At 71.7% G+C, this 22,510-nt stretch carries 22 protein-coding genes; 10 read left to right on the top strand and 12 right to left on the bottom strand.

Annotation, left to right across the window (positions count from 1 at the left end):
- Positions 1-12: 12 nt before the first annotated feature.
- From ACWPN5_RS29435 to ACWPN5_RS29390, 10 genes are all read right to left on the bottom strand, one after another.
- Positions 13-783, bottom strand: coding sequence for a short-chain dehydrogenase/reductase (locus tag ACWPN5_RS29435; RefSeq protein WP_492299020.1), 771 nt, complete (start codon positions 781-783; stop codon positions 13-15).
- A gap of 3 nt (positions 784-786) precedes the next feature.
- A complete protein-coding gene (locus tag ACWPN5_RS29430) occupies positions 787-1,677 on the bottom strand; it encodes a polysaccharide deacetylase family protein (RefSeq protein WP_492299018.1) in 891 nt (296 codons plus the stop codon).
- Positions 1,674-2,441 carry an ABC transporter ATP-binding protein gene (locus ACWPN5_RS29425; protein WP_040137559.1) on the bottom strand — a complete coding sequence of 256 codons (768 nt, stop codon included), beginning with the start codon at positions 2,439-2,441 and terminating at the stop codon, positions 1,674-1,676. Before ACWPN5_RS29425 ends, ACWPN5_RS29430 begins: the two co-directional genes overlap by 4 nt.
- Before the next feature lie 127 nt (positions 2,442-2,568).
- Positions 2,569-3,450 (bottom strand): ABC transporter permease, encoded by an 882-nt coding sequence (locus ACWPN5_RS29420; protein ID WP_172428375.1) that lies wholly within the window; start codon positions 3,448-3,450, stop codon positions 2,569-2,571.
- Positions 3,451-3,529: 79 nt separating this feature from the next.
- Positions 3,530-4,516 carry an ABC transporter substrate-binding protein gene (locus ACWPN5_RS29415; RefSeq protein ID WP_137106917.1) on the bottom strand — a complete coding sequence of 329 codons (987 nt, stop codon included), beginning with the start codon at positions 4,514-4,516 and terminating at the stop codon, positions 3,530-3,532.
- A 51-nt stretch (positions 4,517-4,567) separates the two neighbouring features.
- Positions 4,568-5,377, bottom strand: coding sequence for an enoyl-CoA hydratase (locus ACWPN5_RS29410; protein WP_492299015.1), 810 nt, complete (start codon positions 5,375-5,377; stop codon positions 4,568-4,570).
- Entirely contained in the window at positions 5,377-6,570 is a 1,194-nt protein-coding gene (locus tag ACWPN5_RS29405) for a CaiB/BaiF CoA transferase family protein (RefSeq protein ID WP_492299013.1), read from the bottom strand. Before ACWPN5_RS29405 ends, ACWPN5_RS29410 begins: the two co-directional genes overlap by 1 nt.
- Complete coding sequence (locus tag ACWPN5_RS29400) at positions 6,567-7,940, bottom strand: amidase family protein (protein ID WP_492299012.1); 1,374 nt, start codon at positions 7,938-7,940, stop codon at positions 6,567-6,569. Before ACWPN5_RS29400 ends, ACWPN5_RS29405 begins: the two co-directional genes overlap by 4 nt.
- Positions 7,941-8,035: 95 nt before the next feature.
- Positions 8,036-8,938, bottom strand: coding sequence for a LysR family transcriptional regulator (locus ACWPN5_RS29395; protein ID WP_492299010.1), 903 nt, complete (start codon positions 8,936-8,938; stop codon positions 8,036-8,038).
- Positions 8,939-9,041: 103 nt separating this feature from the next.
- Entirely contained in the window at positions 9,042-9,824 is a 783-nt protein-coding gene (locus ACWPN5_RS29390; protein WP_145683715.1) for a FadR/GntR family transcriptional regulator, read from the bottom strand.
- A gap of 157 nt (positions 9,825-9,981) precedes the next feature.
- Between ACWPN5_RS29390 and ACWPN5_RS29385 the strand changes: the two genes are divergently transcribed.
- From ACWPN5_RS29385 to ACWPN5_RS29345, 9 genes are all read left to right on the top strand, one after another.
- Positions 9,982-11,175, top strand: coding sequence for a four-carbon acid sugar kinase family protein (locus ACWPN5_RS29385; protein WP_492299008.1), 1,194 nt, complete (start codon positions 9,982-9,984; stop codon positions 11,173-11,175).
- Positions 11,172-12,200: a 4-hydroxythreonine-4-phosphate dehydrogenase PdxA gene (pdxA, locus tag ACWPN5_RS29380; RefSeq protein ID WP_145683720.1), complete on the top strand. Its 1,029-nt coding sequence runs from the start codon at positions 11,172-11,174 to the stop codon at positions 12,198-12,200. The genes ACWPN5_RS29385 and pdxA overlap by 4 nt, the downstream gene beginning before the upstream one ends.
- A gap of 16 nt (positions 12,201-12,216) precedes the next feature.
- The gene (locus tag ACWPN5_RS29375; protein ID WP_492299006.1) at positions 12,217-13,371 is read left to right on the top strand and encodes an iron-containing alcohol dehydrogenase; all 1,155 of its coding nucleotides are present in this window, start codon (positions 12,217-12,219) and stop codon (positions 13,369-13,371) included.
- Positions 13,372-13,450: 79 nt separating this feature from the next.
- Positions 13,451-14,353 carry a dihydrodipicolinate synthase family protein gene (locus ACWPN5_RS29370; RefSeq protein ID WP_492299004.1) on the top strand — a complete coding sequence of 301 codons (903 nt, stop codon included), beginning with the start codon at positions 13,451-13,453 and terminating at the stop codon, positions 14,351-14,353.
- 5 nt (positions 14,354-14,358) lie between these two features.
- Positions 14,359-15,609, top strand: coding sequence for a sialidase family protein (locus tag ACWPN5_RS29365; RefSeq protein WP_492299002.1), 1,251 nt, complete (start codon positions 14,359-14,361; stop codon positions 15,607-15,609).
- A 19-nt stretch (positions 15,610-15,628) separates the two neighbouring features.
- A complete protein-coding gene (locus ACWPN5_RS29360; protein ID WP_247883135.1) occupies positions 15,629-16,435 on the top strand; it encodes an ABC transporter ATP-binding protein in 807 nt (268 codons plus the stop codon).
- The gene (locus ACWPN5_RS29355; protein ID WP_109138944.1) at positions 16,435-17,295 is read left to right on the top strand and encodes an ABC transporter permease; all 861 of its coding nucleotides are present in this window, start codon (positions 16,435-16,437) and stop codon (positions 17,293-17,295) included. Before ACWPN5_RS29360 ends, ACWPN5_RS29355 begins: the two co-directional genes overlap by 1 nt.
- A 56-nt stretch (positions 17,296-17,351) precedes the next feature.
- Positions 17,352-18,437, top strand: a complete 1,086-nt coding sequence (locus tag ACWPN5_RS29350) for an ABC transporter substrate-binding protein (RefSeq protein WP_492298999.1) — start codon at positions 17,352-17,354, stop codon at positions 18,435-18,437.
- Positions 18,430-19,149 carry an SDR family oxidoreductase gene (locus ACWPN5_RS29345; protein WP_492298998.1) on the top strand — a complete coding sequence of 240 codons (720 nt, stop codon included), beginning with the start codon at positions 18,430-18,432 and terminating at the stop codon, positions 19,147-19,149. Before ACWPN5_RS29350 ends, ACWPN5_RS29345 begins: the two co-directional genes overlap by 8 nt.
- A 15-nt stretch (positions 19,150-19,164) precedes the next feature.
- Here ACWPN5_RS29345 and ACWPN5_RS29340 read toward each other — a convergent pair whose 3' ends face one another.
- Positions 19,165-20,127, bottom strand: coding sequence for a bile acid:sodium symporter (locus tag ACWPN5_RS29340; RefSeq protein ID WP_492298996.1), 963 nt, complete (start codon positions 20,125-20,127; stop codon positions 19,165-19,167).
- Between the two features lie 52 nt (positions 20,128-20,179).
- Positions 20,180-20,611, bottom strand: coding sequence for a MerR family transcriptional regulator (locus ACWPN5_RS29335; RefSeq protein WP_145683735.1), 432 nt, complete (start codon positions 20,609-20,611; stop codon positions 20,180-20,182).
- A 109-nt stretch (positions 20,612-20,720) separates the two neighbouring features.
- Between ACWPN5_RS29335 and ACWPN5_RS29330 the strand changes: the two genes are divergently transcribed.
- The coding region (locus ACWPN5_RS29330; RefSeq protein WP_492298994.1) for a heavy metal translocating P-type ATPase at positions 20,721-22,510 on the top strand (1,790 nt) is incomplete at its 3' end.

Raw genomic sequence — 22,510 nt, 5'->3', positions numbered from 1 at the left:
GCGCGATCCGGATCAGCGGAAGCGTCCGCCGCCGTCCATGTCGACCACCGCGCCCGACAGGTAGGCGACGCGCGGCGAGCTGAGAAGCGTGACCAGGGAGGCGATCTCTGTCGGTTCGGCGAGGCGCCCGAAGGGAAGATCGCCCAGGGCTTCGGCCCAGCGTTCCTCGTCGTCGAAGCGCGTCTTGGCGCGCTTGCGGTAGACCGCCGCGACCCGGTCGGTGCGCGTCGCCGAGGGGTTCACCCCGAAGACGCGGACGTTCCAGTCGGTGCTGCGGGCGCCCACCGCCTGGGTGAAGGCGATCAGCGCCGCGTTGCCCGCCGAGCCGCAGGCGTAGTCCCAGCGCGGCGTCATGCCCATCATGCCGATGACGTTGACGATGGTGCCGCCGCCGCGCTTCCGCATCGCCTCGACGAACAGCTTCGTCATGTGGATGTAGCCGAAGACCTTCAGCTGCCACGCCGCTTCCCATTCGGCCATGCCGAGGTCGAGGACGCTGCCGCCGGGGATCGCCCCGGCGTTGTTGACCAGCACGTCGATGTCGGGAAGCGCCGCAGCGAGGCGTTCGCGGGCCTCACCGTTCGCAAGGTCGGCGGCCATCGTCTCGACCGCCACGCCGTGACGCGCGCGGATGCCCGCCGCCGCCGTCTCCAGCGCCGCCGCGTCGCGGGCGACCAGGACGGGCAGGGCGCCCTCGGCGGCGAAGGCCTCGGCGCAGGCGAGCCCGATGCCTTTTGAGCCCCCGGTGACGAGGACCCGCTTGCCGGACAGGTTCAAGTCCATTGCTCAGCCCTCCGCTTGGTCGGTTGCCGGTTCTGCCGCCGCGTACCAGTCCGCGATCTGCGGGCCGGTGGCGAAGGCGACGTGCGGCGAGGCCTGCAGCAGGTCCAGCATGGCCTCCAGCTCGTGCAGCCGGTGCGGCACCGCGATCAGATGCGGGTGCAGGCCGATGGCCAGGACGCGCGGGTTCGCCTCGCATTCCTGCTCGAACAGCCGCAGGGTGTGGCCGAGCCGGCTCAGCATCTCGCCCGTCGCGTGCTTCTCGATGGCGTAGACGATGGAGTCGTTGATCTCCAGGTTGTAGGGCATGGCGAGCAGCGGGCCGTGGGCGGTGCGCATCCAGCTCGGCAGGTCGTCGACCACCCAGTCGAACACGTGGTCGATGCCCTGGCGGCGCAGCAGGTCGGGCGTCTGCACCGTTTCGCGCAGGCCGGGGCTCAGCCAGCCGCGCGGGCGCGTGCCGGTGAAGCGCTCGATGCGGTCCAGCGCCGCCTCGATCAGCGCCTCCTCGCCGTCGCCGGCGTGGTTGATCGCCTTCTGGTGCATGCCATGGCCGATGAACTCCCAGCCGGCGGCGAGCATGGCCTCGGCGGCCTGCGGGTATGCGTCGATGACGCCGGCGTTCAAGCTGGTCGAGGCCGGCACGCCGCGGTCCCGGAACAGTTTCAGGATGCGCGGCAGGCCGCTGCGCATGCCGTAGTCCGCCCAGCTGAAGTTCGGCACGTCCGGCACCGTCTCCCGCCCGTGGGGCGGGGTGATGATGGTGCGCGGCATCGCCTCGTCGAAGCGCCAGTTCTCCACGTTGACGACCAGATGGGCGATGATCCGCCGCCCCTGGAAGTCGGGCAGCGCCGGCCGCGCGTCGGACAGGCGGTAGCTGATCCGGGGGTTGGTCATGCGTGTTCCTTCTGGGCTTCGCGCATCTCGGCCATGATGGCGGCCTTGTGCCGGATGAAGGCCGGGTCGGTGAGCTGGTCCACCGAGCGGGGCCGAGGCAGGTCCACGGTGATCTCGCGGGTGATCCGCCCCGGCCGGGCCGACATGATGCAGATGCGGTCGGCGAGCAGGATCGCCTCGTCGATGTCGTGGGTGACGAACAGCACCGTGGTGCCGAGCGACTGCCAGACGTCGAGGAGAAGCTGCTGCATGCTCATGCGCGTCTGGGCGTCGAGCGCGCCGAACGGCTCGTCCATCAGCAGCGCCTTGGGGTCCATGACCAGGGCGCGGGCGATGCCGACGCGCTGGCGCATGCCGCCGGAGAGCTGTGAGGGCAGGGAGTGGGCGAAGCGCTCCAGCCCGACGAGGCGGAGCAACTCGCGGATCTTCGGCTCGTATTCGGCGCGCGGGCGCTTCTGGACGCTCGGTCCGAAGGCAATGTTCTGCTCCACCGTCAGCCAGGGCAGCAGGGCCGCCTCCTGGAAAACGACGGCGCGTTCCGGGCCGGGGCTGTCGACCGTGCCGCCGTTGAAGGACAGCGCGCCGGAGGTCATCTCCTCGAAGCCGGCGATGAGGTTGAGCAGGGTGGACTTGCCGCAGCCCGAGGGGCCGAGCAGGGCGACGAACTCGCCCTCGCCGATGTCGAGATTGACGCGGTCGAGCGCGATGACCGGCTGCTTGCCGGGATAGGTCTTGACGACCTCGCGGAAACGTATGGTGCCCATGTGTGTCTCCGTCCTTTAAAGCGGATCGTGATCCGCTTTGGACCGCGACGGCGGTCCCGGCCGCCTGTGCGGCCGAAGCCCGCCGGCGAATGAGGCGATATCAGTGCGAGGCGAACCGGTGTTCGCCTCAGCGCGAGGCGGATTGGAGCCGGCGCCAGCGCAGGGCCCAATGCTCGACGGTCACGATCAGGCGGTCGCTCAGCAGGCCCATGGCCCCGATCGACAGCATGTCGGCGATGACCACGTCCATGCGGCCGACGTAGTAGGCGTCCCACAGCACGTAGCCGAGCCCCGACTTGACCGCGACCATCTCGGAGACGATGACCGCCGTCCAGGCGATGCCCAGGCCGATGCGCAGGCCCGTGAAAATGGCCGGCAGCGCCGCCGGCAGGACCACGCGACGCAGCACGTCGAAGCGGCTGGCCCCCATCATCTCGGCCGCCCGGATCCAGTTGCGGTCGACGTCGCGGGCGCCGTGCGTGGCGTTCACCACGATCGGGTAGAAACCGCCGAGAGCGATCAGGAAGATCGCGCCCATGTCCTGGATGCCGAACACGGCGATGGAGAAGGGCAGCCACGCGGTGATGGGGATGGGGCGGAGAAGCTGGATCGTCGGGTCCACCGTGCCGGACACGGCGCGGCTCCAGCCGATCATGACGCCCGCCGGGATGCCGATGGCCATGGCGAGCACGAAGCCCTGCGCGACGCGCATCGACGAGAACAGCACGTTGCTCAGCCAAGTGCCGCTGTAGGGGTTGAGGCCCATGCCCTGCGGGCCGAAGGCCCAGACGACCCAGGCGTCCCAGACCCGGTCGGGCGTCGGCAGGACCCCGCCGGCCAGCGAGCCGCCCGATCCCGCGAGCTGCCACGCCGCGATCACCAGGATGGGCAGCAGCGCCGCGCGCATCGCCGCCCCGGTCCGGCCCGCCGGGAACAGGCCCCGGCTCTTCACCTTCGGAGCCGCCGGCACGGGGGCCGCGTCCAGAGCTCTTGCGGGCGCGTCATTCATCACTTCAGTCCTCCGCCATTCTTGTCGGCCGCCACGCGGTCGGAAGGCCGCCCGCCGGAGCGGGCGGCGGCTTGCCGTGTCACTGCGCCTTCTCGACGAAGGAGGCGTCCCAGTACTTCTCGATGTCGCCCGACACGTCCTTCGGAATGACGCCCAGCTCGTTGAAGGCCTTGGCCTGACGCTTGATCTGGTCGACGGTGGTGACGGAGCCAAGCTCGATCACCTTGGACGCCTCGGCGGCGAGCTTGGTGTCGAGGCCGGTCAGCGACGCGTAGGCCTTGGTGAACTCCTCCGGCGAGGCGGCGAGCTTCTTCTGCGCCTGCAGATAGGCCCAGACGAAGCGCTCCATGGCGGGGCGCTTCTCGGCCATCGACTTGCGGTTGGCGGCCAGCATGCCGAGTTCCGCGCCGACCGACTTGGACTGGCTGTATTCGAGATTCTTGGCGAAGAAGCCGTAGCCTTCCATCACGGGGATGGATTCGAAGGGCTCCCAGGTGACGATGGCGTCGACCTCGCCGCGCTGCAGGGCCTGATCGAAGTTGGCGCCGCCGCCCTGGATGTTCACGGCCTGGAAGCTGTTGTAGGGGATGTTCTTCTCGGTCAGGGTCGCGGCGAACTGGAACCACACCGCCGAACCGGGGGCGATGGCGACCTTCTTGCCCTTCAGGTCGTCCCAGCTGTCGAGCTTCACGCCCTTGCGGCCGATCACGTATTTCGGGGAACTGCCGACGCCCATCACGCCGACCATGTCGGTGGCGCCCTGGGCCAGCGAGATCGCGAGGTCGGCCGGTCCGACCGTGGCCATGTCGAGGGAGCCGGCGAGCAGCGCCGTGCGCGCGTCGGCGTAGCGGGCGAACTCGACCGTCTTCAGCTCGACCCCGAGCTTCTTGAGGTCGTCGGTGATCATCACCACCGGGGCGAGATGGCCCACCTTCTGATAGCCCACCGTCAGCTCGACCGGCTTCGGCAGGGGAGCGGGTTCCGCCGCGCGCGCGGCGGGCGACAAGGCCAGACATCCGGCGATGACCGCGCCGATGGTGTTGAGACCCAGATGCTTCCAGTTCATGACTTGTCTCCCTGTTTATGGTTCGCCGCCCCGTGGGGTCGATCCTCCGCCTTACTCTCCCTTAAACCCGGGTTCTCTTTTTTGCGCGAAGGCGGCACGCCCCTCCGCGTAATCGGCGCTGGCGAAGCAGCGGGCGACGAGCGCGTCCACCGCTTCCACGTCGGCGGGACCGTCGGTCCGCAACGCTTCCAGCATGGCCCGTTTCGCCGCGCGCAGCGTCAGCGGCGCGTTTCCGGCGATCAGGCCGATATAGTCCTCCACAGCGCCGTCGAAGGCGGACGCGGCGGCCACGCGCTGGACGATGCCGAGGCTCGCCGCCTCGTCCGCCGTCACGATGCGCGCGCTGAACAGCAGGTCGGCGGCCGCCGCGGCGCCCATCCGTTGCACCACAAGGCGCACCAGGGGGAAGCCGTAGCCGAGGCCGAGCCGGGCCCCCGGCATGCGGAAGCGCGCGCCGTCGTCGCTGAGCCGCAGGTCGCAGCACAGCGCCAGTTCCAGCCCGCCGCCGAAACAGATGCCGCGGATGGCCGCGACCGTGGGCACCGGGGCGTTGAGGAGCGCCTCGGTCGCCGCCGACACCGCCTCCTCGTAAGCGGCGGCCTGGGCCGCGTCGGCGCGGACGGTGCCGAATTCGGAAATGTCGGCCCCGGCGGAGAAGGCGCGCTCCCCAGCACCCCGGACCAGCAGGACACGGACCGCGGGGTCGGCCACGGCGCGGCCGATGCGCTCGGGCAGGGAGCGCCACATCTCCAGCGTCATCGCGTTGAGCCGCCGGGGCTGGTCGAGCGTCAAGCGGGCGATTCCGCCGGACACGTCAAGCCCCACCACGCCGCCAACCGCGCCCGGTTCCTGCTCGGCCATCAGACGATCCCCTGTGCCTTGAGGGCGGCGACGTCCGCCGCGGACAGGCCGATGGCGCCCAGCACCTCCGCCGTGTGCTCGCCCGCGTCGGGGGCGGGCCGTTCGATGCGGGCCGGGGTGCGCGACAGGCCGACCGGCTGCCCGACGAGGCGCATGGCGCCGCGCGCGGGATGCTCGCAGGGCACGGCGATGCCGAGATGCCCGACCTGCGGGTCGGCGAAGACCTCGTCCATGCGGTAGATCGGCCCCGCCGGAACCCCTTCCTCCTCCAGCCGCGCCAGCCATTCCGCGGTCTTGCGGGTGCGGAACACCTCCTCCAGCAGCGGCTTGAGCGTCGGGCGGTTGCGGAAGCGCTGCTCCTGCGTGGCGAACTCGGGGGCGTTGGCGAGATCCTCGCGCTCGATGGCCCGGCAGAAGGACTGCCACTGGCCGTCGCCGCCGACGCCGATGTTCAAGTGGCCGTCGGCCGTCGCCATCACGCCCATGGGGGTCGAATAGGGGTGGTCGTTGCCCGCCGGCTGCGGGACCTCGCCCTCCACCAGATAGCGCGCCGCCTGGAAATCCATCAGGGCGATCTGGGACTCCAGAAGCGAGGTCTGGACCCACTGCCCCTCGCCGGAGCGGTCGCGTTCCGACAGGGCGACCAGGATGCCGATGGCGGCGTAGAGGCCGGAGGCGCTGTCGGCGACCGCGATGCCGGCCCGGACCGGTCCCTGGCCGGGAAGCCCGGTCACGCTCATCAGCCCGCCCATGCCCTGGGCGATCTGGTCGAAGCCGGCGCGCTCGCGGTAGGGGCCGGTCTGGCCGTAGCCGGAGATCGAGGCCAGGATGATCCGCGGATTCACCGCCTTCAGCGCGTCGTAGCCGATGCCGAGCCGGTCCTTCACGTCGGGCCGGTAGTTCTCGACCACCACGTCGGCCGTGCGCACCAGCTCCAGGAACAGGTCGCGGCCCTGCGGGGTGCGGAGGTTGAGCGACAGCGACCGCTTGTTGCGGTGCAGGTTCAGCATGTCGTAGCCGTGCCGGGGGCCGCTCATCCCCTCGTTGCGGTCGACGCCCGGCGGCGCCTCGACCTTGATGACGTCGGCCCCGAAGTCGGCGAGCACGCGGCAGCAGGTCGGGCCGGCGCGCACGCGCGTGAGATCCAGGACTCGGATGTGCTCAAGAGCTTTTGCGGGTTCGGATCGGGTCATGAGCCACGCTGTGCAAGAGGACTGGGAAAATCGGTGATCTCGGTTGGCCGCCGCCGGTGCCAGCCGGTCCGCGCCTGCAGCGCGGCGGCCAGCGCCAGCAGAGCGGCGTCCGTTCCGGGGCGGCCGACGATCTGGAGCGCCACCGGCATCCCGCGGTCGTCGAACCCGACCGGCACGGCGACCGCCGGCAGGCCGAGGGCGTTGACGAAGCGGGTGTAGGCGCTGAGCCGGTAGAGCGTCGCCGCGTGGAAGTCCGGGGAGGCTGGGTCGGCCACCGCGACCGGCGGCGTGCGGATCGGCATGACCGGCAGCAGGAGGGCGCCGGCCGCGCCGAACAGGCTGTCCAGGACGGGTGCCGTGGCCTCGGCCAGCGCCGCCTTGGCCGCCGCGAGGCGGTCCGGCGCGATGTCCAGGCCCTTGGCGAGCCGCCGGGCGAGGGTCGGCTCCCGCGCGGCGAGGGCTAGCCCGCCATGCTGGGCCGCCGCCTCGGCCTGAAGAATGAGAAACAGGGGGTCGGACAGCGCTTCGATGGTCGGCAGGCCCGGTCGTTGCTCCAAGGTGACGCCGCAGGCGGCGATGGCCTCCGAGCCGTCGCGGCAGGCCGCCCGGATCGGCGCCTCGGACGCCTCGACCGCGTCGGAGAGGAGAGCGACGCCGGCCGGCGGCTCGGACGGGAACGTCCTATCCGTCGCCAGAACGGGCGCCATCAATTGGATGTCGCGCGCGCTGCGCGCCAGAAGCCCGATGGTGTCGAGGCTGGGGGCCAGAGTCATCGCGCCGGTGACCGGCACCACGCCGAAGGTCGGCTTCCAGGCGGTGATTCCGCAGGCCTGCGCCGGGATGCGCAGCGACCCGGCGGTGTCCGATCCCAGAGCGGCGAACACCGCCCCGGCCGCCACCGCGACCGCCGACCCGGCGGAGGAGCCGCCGGGGACGATGTCGCGGTTCCAGGGGTTGAGCGCCTTGCCCACGCCGGACGGCTCGTAGGCCAGCGCCGTCATGGTGGTGAAGCCGACCCGCCGCGCCCCGGCCCCGTCGAGCCGTTCCAGCACCGCCGCCGCACGCCGCGGGGCCGGGCCTGACGCGTCGTCCGCGGCAGCGGGAAGGCCGCAGCCGGGGGAGCGCCCGACGCTGTCGAACATGTCCTTGGCAGCGTAGGGCAGGCCGGCCAGCGGGCCGGCGGCGTCCGTTTCGGCGGTGCCAAGCGCGACGAAGCAGCCGAAGCGGGCCTGAACCTCCGGCGCCCAGGCCGCGCAGGCCGCGGCGGCCTCGGCGCGGGCCGGCGGCGGGAGGCCGCTCCAATCCGCGAAACCGGGACCGGCCGCGCGGGGGTCGTCAGGAACTTCGGGGTTCTGGCTGGTCCAGGACATTCGGCCCACTCCCTCATCGCCGGACCTGATGATGAGGGTCTGCACAGTTGCCTAGAAGAACAATTGCGACACACCTGATTTCGAATTTCTCGAAATCACGGCTTCGGCACCGCCTGTTCCCGCAGGAAATCCAGAAGCCGCTGGCTGGGCGCATCCAGCGCGTCGGGTGAACGAACGCAAATCTCGAAGCTGCGTTCCGCCCAGTCCTCGTCGAGGGCGACCAGTTCGACGCCGAGCGCGTTGGACAGCGGCAGCACGGCGCGCTTCGGCAGGACGCCGACGCCCAGCCCCAGGCTGATCATCTGGCACATCACCTCGAAGCTGCGGACCTGGACACGCACCTTGATGAAGCGGCCCTCCGCCCGCGCCCGCTCGGCCAGCAGGCCGTGCACGGCGGTCCCGCCCTCCAGCGCCACATGCTCCTCGTCCAGAAGCTCGGCGAAGCGCAGGCTGGACCGGTCGGCCAGACGGTGCCCGCGCGGCAGCGCCACCCACAGCCGATCCTTGGCATAGGGGTAGCGGACCAGCCCCTCGGTCCCACGGCCGCCGACGATGACTCCGATGTCGGCCTTCTTGCGGTAGAGCGCGTCCAGCGTGTCGGCGCTCGGGCGTTCCTCCAGTTCCAGCTTGATGCCGGGGTTCTCGGCGGCGAAGCGCGAGAGGTCGGCGGCGAGGCATTCCACCAGCGCCGAGGAGGAGGCGTAGACCCGCACATGGCCGCGCACGCCGGACCGGTATTCGGCGAGCATCGCCTCCAGCTGCGCCCCCAGATACACCATGTCGTGGGCGTAGCGCAGCACGAGCAGCCCGGCCGGGGTCGGCTCGATGCCGTGCGGGCGCCGCTTCAGCAGCGGCATGCCGGCGTCGTGCTCCAGCAGCCGGATGCGCCGGCTGGCCGCGGACACCGCGAGATTCAGGGCCTCGCTGGCGCGGCTCAGGCTTTTCAGCTCGCAGGCTTTCACGAACAGCCGAAGCGTCGCCAAGTCATGGTGAAGCACGGTCCACACACCCTATCCGCTGTCCGCCGGTCCTCCCAGAGTGCCATTACCGGCGCGGGCGGGCGAGTGTGATGACAGGGGGACGGGACCCAGGGTTCCCGGATCACAGGGACAGGTCGAGCACCCGTCCCTCGAACACGCGGTCGCGCGACCCTTCCAGATGCCGGCGCATGCGCGCCCGCGCGGTGTCGGCGTCGCGGCTGCGGATGGCTTCGAAGATGCCCCGGTGCTCCTCCAGAACGTGGGACAGCCCGCCGCTCGGCCCCAGCAGGGACGAGCCGTGGAACTTCATGCCGACGGCGATGTGGTCCTTCAGCGCCTGCATCGACGACGCGTAATAGTGGTTGTTCGCGGCGTCCGCGATGGCGGCGTGGAAGGCGAAGTCCGCGTCGTCCCGGTGCCGGTGGGCGCGCGTCGCGTCGGCCATCAGGTCGAGCGCCGAGACGATGTTCGACAGCGCCGCGTCGTTCCAGCGCAGGGCGGCGTGGTAGGCGTGGTCCGGCTCGATGGTCAGGCGGAATTCGTAGCAGCGCTGGATGTCGGCGATGGTCTCCACCGGCGCGTAGCCGAGCAGCGGCCGGCTTTCCTCCACCGTCGCCCGCACGAAGCTGCCGGCCCCCTGGCGCGAGTAGATCATCCCCTCGTCGCGCAGCCGGCGCAGCGCCTCGCGCACGATGGGGCGCGACACCTGGAAGCGCGTGGCGAGCTCGTTCTCCCCCGGCAAACGCTCGTTCGGCTGGTAGTCGCCGGCGCTGATCTGGGTCAGCAGAAGCTGATAGACGCGCTGGACGAGAGGGGTGTGGCGCCCCCGCGCCGCGGCGTGGCCCTCGCCATCCCCGGGCATCGGCGACGCGCCGTCCTCCAGCCCCCGTTCGCGTGACTCCATACGGCTTTCTCCTGCGGCATCCTGTCAACTTGTAAAGATGTAAACCCATTCGGACGGGTGGTTCAAGCGAAAAACCAGCAATCAACATTACAACATGTTGACAGGTAGTTTGTTGTGTGTCTCAATGATCCCGCCTTGAACAACGGGTCGGAACGTCATGCCGCCGCTTCACCTGATCGCCGACGACCTGACCGGCGCGCTGGACAGCGCGGCGGCCTTCGCCGGCCCGGCCGGGCCGGTCGCGGTCCACTGGGAGGGCGTTCCCGCCGGTCTGGCGGCGGGCGCCTCGGTGGCGCTCGACACCGGCACGCGGGACATCGGCGACGCGGCGGCGGCGCGGCGGCGGGTGGCGGCTCTGGCGACCCGCCTTCCGGGCGGCGCGGCGCTGCGCTTCGCCAAGCTGGACAGTTTGCTGCGCGGCCATGGCGCGGCGGAGATCGCCGCCTGGATGGCGGTGGACCGTCCGGACCATTGCATCGTCGCCCCGGCCTTTCCCTTCCAGGGGCGGGTGACGCGCGGCGGCCGCCAGCAGGTCCGCCAGCACGTCACGGGCGCGGACGGCTGGACGCCCGTCGCCACCGATCTGACCAAGGCTCTGGAATCGGAGGGCGAGCGGGTGCGGCTGTGCCGTCCCGGCGACGCGGTGCCCCCCGGCGTCAGCCTGTGGGACGCCGAGACCGACGCCGACCTCGCCGCCATCGCGGCCACCGGGCTGGCCCTGCCCGGACGGGTGCTGTGGTGCGGCAGCGGCGGCTTGGCGGCGGCCCTGGCGGCGGTGATGGAAACCGGTCGCGGACCGGCGCCGTCGCCCAATCCCTTGCCCCGGCCGCTGTTGGGACTGTTCGGCACCGACCACCCGGTGACGATGGTCCAGCTCGACGCCTGCGGCGGCGACGTTCTGGTCCTGCCGGATGGCGGGACCGCCTCCGCGGCGCGCGTGGCCGCGCGTCTGGCGGAGCGCGGCGCCGCGCTGGTCCGCCTCGGCCTGCCCGACGGGCTGGCGCGCGACGCGGCGGCCGAGCGCATCGGGCGGGAGCTCGGCGCGCTGGCCCGCCGCCTCGTCCCGCCGGCGACCCTGCTGGTGTCGGGCGGCGAGACGCTGCGCGCGCTCTGCCAAGCGCTCGGCGCCGGTCGCCTCGACCTTGACGGCGCCCTTCTGCCCGGCGTGCCCTGCTCGACCCTGCGCGGCGGCGCTTGGGACGGGGTGCGCGTCGTCTCCAAATCGGGCGCCTTCGGCGACCCCCATCTTTTGCGCCGGCTGATCCGCGGGGACTCCCCCGACGCGGACCGGGCGGCCTCGGAACCAACGCGCCAGGGCACGCCCTGGCCGCATCGAGGAGAACGAGCATGACCCCCCATCTGGCCATCACCATGGGTGATCCGGCCGGCGTCGGACCCGAGATCATCGTGAAGGCCTGCGCCCGCCTGAAGGAGCGGCTGGACGCCGGGAGCCTGCGGCTTCTGGTGATCGGCAGCAACCCGGCGCTGATGGCGGCGCGCGAGGCCCTGGGCAGCGACCTCGCCTTCCCCGAGGTGACGGCGGACGAGGAGTGGCCGGCGCTCGCCTGCCTGCAGGCCGGGCCGGAGGGCGAGCCGATCCGCCCCGGCGAGCTGTCGGTGGACGGCGGCCGCTTCGCCTATCTGGCGGTGGAGCGCGCGGTGCGGCTGGCCGAGGCCGGGCGTATCCACGGGCTGGTCACGGCGCCGCTGAACAAGGAGGCGATGAACAAGGCCGGCTACCACTTCGCCGGCCACACCGACCTGCTGGCCGAGCTGACCGGCGCCCGCGGCTCGGTGATGATGCTCGCCCACGGCAACATGCGGGTCAGCCACGTCACCACCCACATTGCGCTGGAGGACGTGCCGAAGCGCCTGACGCCGGAGCGGCTGCGCTACGTCATCGACCGCACCGACGAGACGCTGGCCGGGTTGGGGCTGGAGCGTCGCCGCATCGCCATCGCCGCCCTCAACCCCCACGCCGGGGAAGGCGGGCTGTTCGGCCGGCAGGACATCGAGATCACCGCTCCGGTGATCGAGCGCTGCGTGGCCGAGGGGCTGGACGTGGTGGGGCCGGTGCCGGGCGATACGGTGTTCGTCAAGCTGCGCGCCGGCCAGTTCGACGCGGTGGTCGCCATGTACCACGACCAGGGGCACATTCCGGTCAAGCTGCTGGGCTTCCACGTCGATCCGGCGACCGGCCGGTGGGACGCGCTGAGCGGTGTGAACATCACGCTCGGGCTGCCGATCATCCGCACCTCCGTCGATCACGGCACCGCCTTCGACATCGCCGGCAAGGGCATCGCCAACGAGCTGAGCCTGATCGAGGCCATCGATTACGCCGAGAAACTGGCCGCCGCCCGCCGCCAAGCCGTCTGAGGAAGGAGCACCCGCCATGACGGAGTCCATCCACGCCACCCCGCCGGATATGTTCGCTCCCATCGAGCTGGTCCGGCCCCCGCGCGTCCTGTTCGGCGGCGGTCTCGTCGCCTCGGTCGGCGCCTGGGCGCGGGAGAACGGCATCGCCCGCACGCTGGTGGCGGCCGACGCCTTCAACGCCGCCCGCGTCGGGTTGCTCGACCTGCCGGGCGCGGTGACGGTCTTCGACCGCGTGCAGCCGGAGCCCGACACCGCCAACCTCGACGACCTGCTGGCCGTGGCCGAGGCGGCGGAACCGCAGCTCGTCGTCGGCTTCGGCGGCGGCAGCGCCATGGATCTGGCCAAGCTGGCGGCGGTGCTGCCGGGCAGCGGCCAGACCCTCGCCGACGTCGCCGGGGCGGAACGGGTCCGCGCCAAGCGCGCCGCCCTTGCCCAGGTGCCGACCACCGCCGGCACCGGCAGCGAGGCCGGCACCCGCGCCCTGGTCACCGACCCGGCCACCGCCAGCAAGATCGCCGTTCAGAGCCTGCATATGCTGGCCGATCTGGCGGTGGTCGATCCCGACCTGACGATGACCGTGCCGCGGGCGGTGACCGCCGCCACCGGTGTGGACGCGCTGGCCCACTGCGTCGAGGCCTACACCAACCGCAAGGCCCATCCGGCCATCGACCTCTACGCGCTGGCGGGCATCCGGCTGATCGGGCGCTGGCTGCCGCGCGCCGTCGCCGACGGGTCCGACCGCGAGGCGCGGGCCGGTCTGGCCCTGGCCTCGCTCTATGGCGGCTTCTGCCTGGGGCCGGTCAACACGGCGGCAGGCCACGCCGTCGCCTACCCGCTGGGCACCCGCCACCATGTGCCGCACGGCGCCGCCAACGCCCTGGTCTTTCCCCATGTCCTGGCCTTCAACGCCCCGGCGGTGCCGGAGAAGACGGCCGGGGTGCTGGCGGCGCTGGGGCTGAAGCCGGTCAGCGAACCGGCGGCGGTCCTTCAGGCGACCCACGGCTGGTGCCTGTCGCTCGGCTGCACCATGTCGCTCTCCGACCTCGGCGTGCCGGAGGACGATCTGCCCCGCATGGCCGAGGAGGCGCACGCCATCCGCCGCCTGCTGGACAACAACCCGCGCCCGGTCGAACGCGAGGACATTCTGGCGATGTACCGCGCCGCCTACTGACGGCCGCCTATTGACGACGGTCCGGACCGAAGCCGGACCCCCTAAGAAAAGCCCCCAGGAAACGCCCAAGGTAGATGCGATGAGCAAGATCACAGGACCCTTCGTCGCCGTCGTCACCCCCTTCGACGCGGAGGAGCGGATGAACGAGGCGGCGCTGCGCCGGCAGGTGGCGCGGCAGGCGGCGGCCGGCAACGGCGTCTTCTGCGCGGGCACCAACGGCGAGTTCTACGCGCTCTCCGTCGACGAGAAGCGCCGCGCCGCCGAGCTGTGCGTGGAGGCCGCCGCCGGCCGCGTGCCGGTGCTGGCCCACATCGGCGAGATCTCCACCCACCAGACCATCGCGCTCGGCCGCGAGATCGCCCGGCTGGGCGTCAAGGCGGTGTCGGCGATCACGCCGTCCTTCATCGCCTGCTCGCAGGAGGAGCTGGTCGGCTATTACCGCCGGGTGGCCGACGCGCTGACCGTTCCGCTCTACCTCTACAACATCCCGGCGCGCACCGGGAACACGCTGACCCCGGAAGCCGCCCGCACCCTGGCCGACCACCCCAACATCGTCGGCATCAAGGACAGCGCCGGCTCGCAGGACAGCCTGGACGGCTTCCTCGCCGTGGCCCGCGAGCGTGACGATTTCGACGTGATGGTCGGCCCGGATTCGCTGATCCTGCACGGGCTGCGCAACGGCGCCGCCGGCTGCGTCTCCGGCCTCGGCAACGTCGCGCCGCTGACGCTCAACCGCATCTGGACCGCCTTCATGGCGGACGAGAACGAGGCCGCCGAGGCCGCCCAGGCCCATTTCGGCCAGCTTCGCAAGGACCTCTACGCGCTGGGCTTCCCGCCCTCCATGGTGAAGCGGGCGCTCTGCCACGCGATGCCGGAGGTCGGCCACAGCCGGGGCCCAGTGCTGATCGACGAGGAAGCCGACCGCGCCATCGCCACCCTGGCCGCCCGCTACGCCGAGGCCGCCGACGGTTCGCAGGAGTGACGACCATGACCACCGCATCCACCCTGTCCCAACAGGCCGCTCCGCCGCCGGCGCCGGAGCGCCGCGGCCCGCTGGTTCCGGCGGCCGGCGATCCCCGCCGCATCGACGCCTACCTGCCGTCGCCCTGCGTGCAGAACCACGCCGCCAATCTGGCGCTGCTGCCCAACGGCGACCTGCTGTGCGCCTGGTTCGGCGGCACGCAGGAGGGCATTCCCGACGTGTCCATCCACGTCGCCCGCCTGCCGGCCGGCGGCGACCGCTGGGAGGCGCCGGTCAAACTGTCCGACGATCCCGGCCGGTCGGAGCAGAACCCGGTCCTGTTCCCGGCGCCCGACGGCACGCTGTGGCTGATGTACACCGCCCAGATCTCCGGCCACCAGGACACCGCCATCGTGCGTTGCCGCGTGTCGGCCGACCAGGGGCGGAGCTGGGGGCCGGTGCGCACCCTGTTCGAGGCCGAGGGCCACACCGGCGTCTTCATCCGCCAGCCGGTGGTGGTGCTGGACAACGGCGACTGGCTGCTGCCGACCTTCCTGTGCCACGGCACGCCGGGCCGCGCCTGGGTGGGCGACCACGACACCAGCGCCGTGCGCATCTCCAGCGACGGCGGCCGGACCTGGACGGAGCATGCGGTTCCCGGCAGCACCGGCTGCGTCCACATGAACATCGTGCCGCTGGCGGACGGGCGGCTGGCCGCCTTCTACCGCAGCCGCTGGGCCGACCATGTCTACCGCAGCCTGTCCAGCGACGGCGGGCGGACCTGGACCGCGCCGGAGCCGACGGAGCTGCCCAACAACAACTCCTCCATCCAGGTGACGGCCATGTCCGACGGGCGGCTGGCCATCGTCTACAACCACGCCAGCGCCGCCGACGCGACCGGTCGCCGGCTGGGCCTGTACGACGACATCGAAGAGGCGGGCGAGGCGGCGAGCCCCGCCGCTCAACCGGCCGCCGAGCCCGCGGTTGAATCTCCGGCAGAGGGGCGGACGGCCTTCTGGGGGGCGCCGCGCGCGCCGCTGACCCTGGCGCTGTCCGCCGACGGCGGGGTGACCTGGCCGCTGCGCCGCGACCTGGAGGTCGGCGACGGCTATTGCATGACCAACAATTCGAAGGAGAAGCTGAACCGGGAGTTCTCCTACCCGGCCATTCTCCAGACGCCGGACGGCCGGCTGCGCATCGCCTTCACCTATTTCCGGCAGGCGATCAAGTACACCGAACTGCCGACCGATTGGGTCGAATCCGGCAGCGGGCGATAAAGGGGAAGGAAGCATGCCCATGAGAGCGACACAGATGGCGCCCATCGCCGGCCTGCGGCCGGTCGCACCGACGCTGATCCAGATCCGCAACCTGAAGAAGACCTACGCCGCCGGCCGGGTCCAGGCGCTGTCGAACATCAACCTCGACATCGCCGACGGCGAGTTCGTCTGCGTCGTCGGCCCGTCGGGCTGCGGCAAGAGCACGCTGCTGCGCATCCTGGCCGGGCTGGACGACTACGACAGCGGCCAGGTGATGCTCGGCACCAAGACGGTCTCCGGCCCGTCGCGCGATGTCGGCGTGGTGTTCCAGCAGGCCAACCTGCTGCCCTGGCTGACGGTGCGCGAGAATGTGGCGCTGCCGCTGCGTGTCGGCGGCGGCCGGCCCGACGGGGCGGACGACGTGGACCGTCTGCTGGAGGTCGCTGGTCTGAAGGATTTCGGCGGCCGCTACCCCTACGAGCTGTCGGGCGGCATGCAGCAGCGCGCCGGCATCTGCCGCGCCCTGGTGCGCAACCCGCGCATCCTGCTGATGGACGAGCCGTTCGGCGCGCTGGACGCCCTGACCCGCGAGCGGATGAACCTGGAGCTGCAGCGCATCTGGCAGAGCACCGGCAAGACGGTGATGCTGATCACCCACTCGATCTCCGAGGCGATCTTCCTCGCCGACCGGGTGATCGTGATGTCCGCGCGCCCCGGCCGGGTTCTGCGCGAGCTGACCGTGGACATCCCGCGCCCGCGCAGCAACGACACCATCATCAGCCACCCGGATTACCCGGCGCTGGCCAAGGAGATCCGCGCGCTTCTGACCGGACAGGGAGAGGAATGATGAGCAAGCCCGACATCACGTTGGCGGTCGCCGATCCCACCATCGAGTCCGCCCCCGCCTCCGAATCCCCGCCGCGCGCGCCGCGCCCGGTCAACGGCACGCTGATCGCCGGCCTGGGGCTGGTGGCGCTGTTCGCCGGCTGGGCGCTCGCCGTCCGCTTCCTCGACGTGCCGTCCTACATCCTGCCGTCGCCGGCCGCGGTGTGGAAGGCGCTGTGGTCCGGTCTGGCGGTGTCGCCCTCCGACCCGCTCGGCTACTATCTGCCGCTGTGGGGCACGCTGAAGAACGCCGCCATCGGGCTGGCGGCCGGCGGCGGGCTCGGGCTGCTGCTCGGCTCGCTGATGGCGGAGAGCCGCACCATCGAAAAGCTGCTGATGCCCTATGCCTTCGCTCTGCAGAGCCTGCCCAAGGTGGCCATCGCGCCGCTGGTGGTGATCTGGTTCGGCTTCGGCGACGGGTCGAAGATCGCCATCGCCGGGCTGCTGTCCTTCTTCCCGATCCTGATCAACAGCTTCACCGGGCTGCGCTCCGTCGATCCGGAGAAGATCGACCTGATGCGCTCGCTCTCCGCCTCGCGCTTCGAGACCTACCGCATCGTCAAGCTGCCGAACGCCGCCCCTTACATCTTCGCCGGCCTGGACATGGCGGTGGTCTACGCCCTGCTGGGCACCATCGTGGCGGAGTTCCTGGGCGCGCAGCAGGGCATGGGCGTCGTCATCACCCAGGCCCAGGCGGTGACCGACGTTGCCGGCGTCTTCGCGGCCCTGGTCATCCTGGGCGCCTTCGGCATCCTGCTGCACGGCATCGTGCGCGGTCTGGAGCAGCGCATCGTCCATTGGGGCAACCGCGGCCGCAAGTGAGCCGCGGCCCGAACAGCTTGAAGTCAAACAACGCGATCAAGGGGGAGGACACCATCATGACCACTTTCAGCGTCACCCGCCGCCAGTGCCTGCAGGCCGCCGGCGTCTTCGCCGCCGCCATGGCGCTCGGCCCGCGCTCGCTCTTCGCGCAGTCCGCCCCGCGCACCGTGCGGCTGGGCGTCGGGCTGAAGTCGCTGAACGCCAGCGTCATCAACCTGCTGATCGGCGAGGCGCTGGGCTACAACGCCGCCGAGGGCTTCACCGTCAAGGGCATGGCGGTGGGCGGCAACGCCAACGTCCAGGTCGCGGTGGACCGCGGCGACGTGGAGGTCGGCATCGCCGTGCCGTCCTACGCGCTGCCGATCCTCGCCAAGGGCGAATGGGGCGAGGCCATCAGCTTCTACCAGTACACCTACCCCTACAAATGGGACGTGGCGGTGAAGCCGGGCTCCGCGCTGAAGACCTATGCGGACCTCAAGGGCAAGAACATCGGCGTGTCCGACTTCGGCGGCACCGAGTACCCGGTGACCCGCAACGTGCTGAAGAATCTGAGCATCGATCCCGATCGCGACGTGAAGTGGACGGCGGTGGGCGGCGGCGTTCCGGCCGGCGTGGCGCTGCAGCGCGGGGCGGTCGACGCGCTCGCCTACTACGACACCGGCTTCGGCCTGATCGAGGGGGCGGGCATCCCCTTCGAGATTCTGACCCGCCCGCAGGGCCTGCCGATGATCGGCGGCCAGTTCCTGATGACGCTGCGCGAGCGGCTGAAGACCGACCGCGCGCTGATGGTCGGCTTCGGCCGATCCGCGGCCAAGGCCTCGACCTTCCTGCTCGCCAACCCGACGGCGGGGGCCAAGGCCTTCCTCAAGCTCTACCCGGAGACCGCGCCGCGCGGCAGCAGCGAGGAGGAGGCGGTCAAGGCGGTGCTGGTCGCGGTCAGCCGCCGCATCAAGCTCTACCAGCCGCCCTATCCGGGCTTCAAGATGGGCCAGATCAACCCGGACGAGTTCACCACCGAGATGGCGCTGAACGGCATGGAGGCGAAGGACCTGTCGCGCTTCTACACCAACGACCTGATCGCCGACATCAACGCCTTCGACGCCGAGGCGGTGAAGGCCCAGGCGATGAGCTACAATGGCTGAGCGTTCCAAGGTGGAGCGGCCCGCGTCGCCGGGCCGGGCGCTGGTGACCGGGGTCAGCTCCGGCATCGGCGCGGCCATCGCGGCTCGCCTGCTGGACGACGGCTGGGAGGTGGTGGGGCTGAGCCGCACCGCCCCGGCCATCGACCATCCGGCCCTGCGCTTCGTCGCCGTCGATCTGATGGACGCCGGAGCGCTGGCCGACGCACTGACCGGCCTGCCGCCGGTGCGGGCGGTGGTCCACGCCGCCGGCATCCTGCGCGTCGGCCGGCTTGGCGAGGCGGACAGCGCCACGGCCGACGCGCGGGCGATGTGGCGACTGCATGTCGAGGCGGCGACCCAGCTCGTGGAGCACGCCGTCCCCGCCATGGCGGAGGGCGGGCGCGTCGTGCTGATCGGCAGTCGCACGTCGGACGGCTCGGCCGGGCGCGGCCAGTACGCGGCCAGCAAGGCGGCGCTGTCGGGGCTGGCCCGCTCCTGGGCGATCGAGCAGGCGCCGCGTGGCGTCACGGTGAACGTCGTCGCCCCCGGCGCGACCGACACGCCGATGCTGGCCGACCCCAACCGCGCCGGCGTGCAGCCGAAGCGGCCTCCCATCGGCCGCTTCGTGAAGCCGGAGGAGGTGGCGGCGTTGACCGCCTTCCTGCTGTCGGACGCGGCGGCCAGCATCACCGGCCAGCGCATCGTGGTGTGCGGCGGCGCCTCGCTGGTGTGAGGCGCCTTTTCCGGCTCAGCGCGCCGGCACAAGGCGCGGCACCCAGCGGACGTAGGTGAGCATCGCCGCCAGCTCCACCAGGGTCTGCGTCACCACGACCGCCGGCACCAGCGCCCCGCCGTCCGGGACGGCGAAGGCCAGCGGCAGGACGACCAGAGAGTTGCGCGTGCCGCCGCTGAACACGACGGCCCGCGCCGCCTCGGTCTCCAACCGGAACAGGCGCGCCACCGCCCGTCCGGCGTAGGGCATCGCCAGCGCGAAGGCGATGTAGAGCGGCACGGCGAGGACCACCGCCCGCGCCTGGGCCGCCACGTCGGCGGCGACCGCCGCGATGACCAGGAACAGCACCACCGCCATGAGCGGCACCGGCAGCCACGCCAGGGCGTCCGCGGCGGCCTTTCCGGCACCGCCGCGCGCCGCCCAGGCCTGCGTCGTCCCGGCCAGCGCCAGCGGCACGGCGATCAGCCCGACGAAGGCGTCGATGAACGGACCCGGCCGCATCAGCGCCGCCGCCCCCTCCCCGGCGAACAGGCCGAGATAGACGGGCAGAAGCAGCATCTGGACAAGCAGCAGCACCGGCGTCGCCGCCAGCACCAGCCGCGCGTCGCCGCGCCCGAGATGGGTGAAGACGACGACATAGTCGATGCAGGGCGCCAGCAACACCAGCAGCACGCCGAGCCGCACCGCCGCCTGCTCCGCCGGGAGCACCGACACCAGCCCGATGACCACGCAGGGCACCACCGCGAAGTTGACCAGCAGCAGGGCCGACAGGAAGCGGGTGTTGGTCACGCTTTGCCGCAGGTCGCCCAGCGGGACCTGGAGAAAGGTGACGTAGATCAGCGCGGCGAGGGCGGGGTTGATCCCCGCGTCCCAGAGGTCGCCCGGCAGAACGGCGGCGCTCAGCAGGCCGGCGGCGACCGCGGCGAAATAGACGGGGACCTGATGGGTTTCCAGATCCGCGCGGGTAACGGCGGCCATGTCTCGGCTCCCGGTCATGGATTGTCTTTATTGGCCTGCGGAATCCGCCGGGTCACGGGCAGCAGCGGCCGTCCTCGTGATGGGGCGACAGCGCCTCGATGATGCGGCACTCGGCGACCCGGCCGCCGCGCCGGCACTGGTGGGCCAGCCGGTCCAGCTCCTCGCGCAGGCGCTCCAGATCGGCGATCTTCCGCTCCACTTCGTTGAGCTGCTCGACGACCAGCGCGTCGACCTCGCCGCAGGGGCGGTCCGGCTGATCGGCGAGATCGAGCATCGCCCGGACGGTCTCCAGCGGGAAGCCGAGGTCGCGCACCCGCCGGACGAAGGTCAGCCGCCGCACATGGTCGTGGCCGTAGCTGCGGTAGTTGCCCGCCGTGCGGGCGGGCGCCGGCAGGATGCCGATCTTCTCGTAGAAGCGGATGGTCTCGACCTTGGTGCCGGTCAGCTTGCCGAGCGCGCCGATGGACAGCTCCTGTTTCGCCATCACAAACCCTCTTGACCCTGTAGTAACTCCAGGGTCCATGGTAGCGCACGACAGGCAGCCGCGCACCCTCCAATGGCGCGGCGCGCCACACCGCCGGTCGGAGTGGATCATGCAGGACAGGACTTTGGAGGCCGCCGCGCCGGGCACCGGGCAGGCCCTGCGCTACAAGGTGGCGGGCATGGATTGCCCGAGCTGCGTCGGCAAGATCGAAACGGCGTTGCGCCGCCTGCCGGGGGCGTCCGGCGTCGGGCTCAACCACCATTCGCAAATCCTGAGGCTGACGCTGGACGAGGCGGCGACGCCGCGCGCGACGGTCGAGGCGACCATCCGCGGGCTCGGCTTCGCGGTGGAGCCCGCCGACACGCTCCGGGTGTCCGAGGGCGACGGGGTGACGACCGACAACGCCGCCGCGACGGAGCCCCGCTGGTGGCAGACCGGCCGGGGCCGCGTCACGCTCCTGATCGCCCTGCTGGTCGGGGGCGGTTCTCTGCTGTCCCTGCTGGCGCCGGCGGTGTCGGAGGTCGCCCTGATGCCCGCCGCCCTGTTCGGGCTGGCGGTCTTCGGGCGCCGCGCCGTTCGGCTCGCCCGCTCCGGGTCGCCCTTTAGCATCGAAATGCTGATGTCGGTGGCGACTCTGGGCGCTCTGCTCATCGGCGAGGCGGAGGAGGCCGCGGTGGTCGTCCTGCTCTTCGCCATCGGCGAGCTGCTGGAGGGTGTGGCCGCCGGGACCGCCCGTTCCGGCATCCGGGCGCTGTCGGCTCTGGTCCCGCGGACCGCCCTGCTGATCGAAGGGGAGAGCGCCCGCGCGGTGCCGGTGGAGCGGTTGGAGGTCGGGCAGCTCGTTCTGGTCCGGCCCGGCGACCGCGTGTCCGCCGACGGCGTGGTCGAGGAGGGCGAGTCCGACATCGACGAATCCCCCGTCACCGGCGAGTCCGTGCCGGTCGCCAAGTCCGTGGGCTCCCCGGTCTTCGCCGGCGGCATCAACGCCACCGGGGTGCTGCGCGTCCGCGTCACCCGCAAGGCGTCGGACAACACCATCGCCCGCATCGTCCAGCTCGTCGAGGAGGCGCAGGCCGCCAAGTCGCCGACCGCGCGCTGGATCGAGCGGTTCAGCGCCCGCTACACCCCCGCCGTCATCGCCGTGTCGGTCCTCACCGTCCTGGTGCCGCCGTTGGCCTTTGGCGGGGACTGGCACAGCTGGATCTACCGCGGTCTGGCGCTGCTGCTGATCGGCTGCCCCTGCGCGCTGGTGCTGTCCACCCCGGCGGCCATCGCCTCCGGGATCGCGGCGGGCGCCCGGCGGGGCCTGCTCATCAAGGGCGGCGCCGCGCTGGAGGCGATCGGCAAGGTGCGGACCATCGCCTTCGACAAGACTGGCACGCTGACCCTGGGGCAGCCGCGGGTGACCGACATCGTCCCGCTCGACGGAAATGAGCGCACGCTGCTCGGCCTCGCCGCCACCGTCGAGAGCGGCTCGGCCCACCCGCTGGCCCGCGCCATCCTGGAGCGCGCGGCGGTGGACGGCGTCCCGCTGCGCCCGGCCCGCGACCGCAAGGCCGTTCCGGGACGCGCGGTGCAGGCGGTGGTCGGCGGGCGCCTGATCGAGGTCGGCTCCCCCCGCCACGCCGTCGAGCGGGGTGGTGCCGGCTCCCTGCCCGCCGACTTGCCCGCCGACACCGTCGCCGCCTTTGAGGAGGAGGGCAAGACGGTCGCCGTGGTCCTGGCGGACGGACGGCCCATCGGGCTCCTGGCGCTGCGCGACGAGCCGCGGCCCGACGCCGCGCGGGGGATCGCCGCGTTGCGTGGGCTCGGCGTGCGCAGCGTCATGCTGACCGGCGACAACCGCCGCACCGGTCAGGCGGTCGCCCGGACGCTCGGCTTGGCTGTCGAGGCCGAGCT

The organism is Azospirillum sp. UENF 211521 (assembly GCF_058780535.1).
Note: the sequence above shows the minus strand (reverse complement) of the source record. Positions and strands in the feature narration are given on the sequence as shown.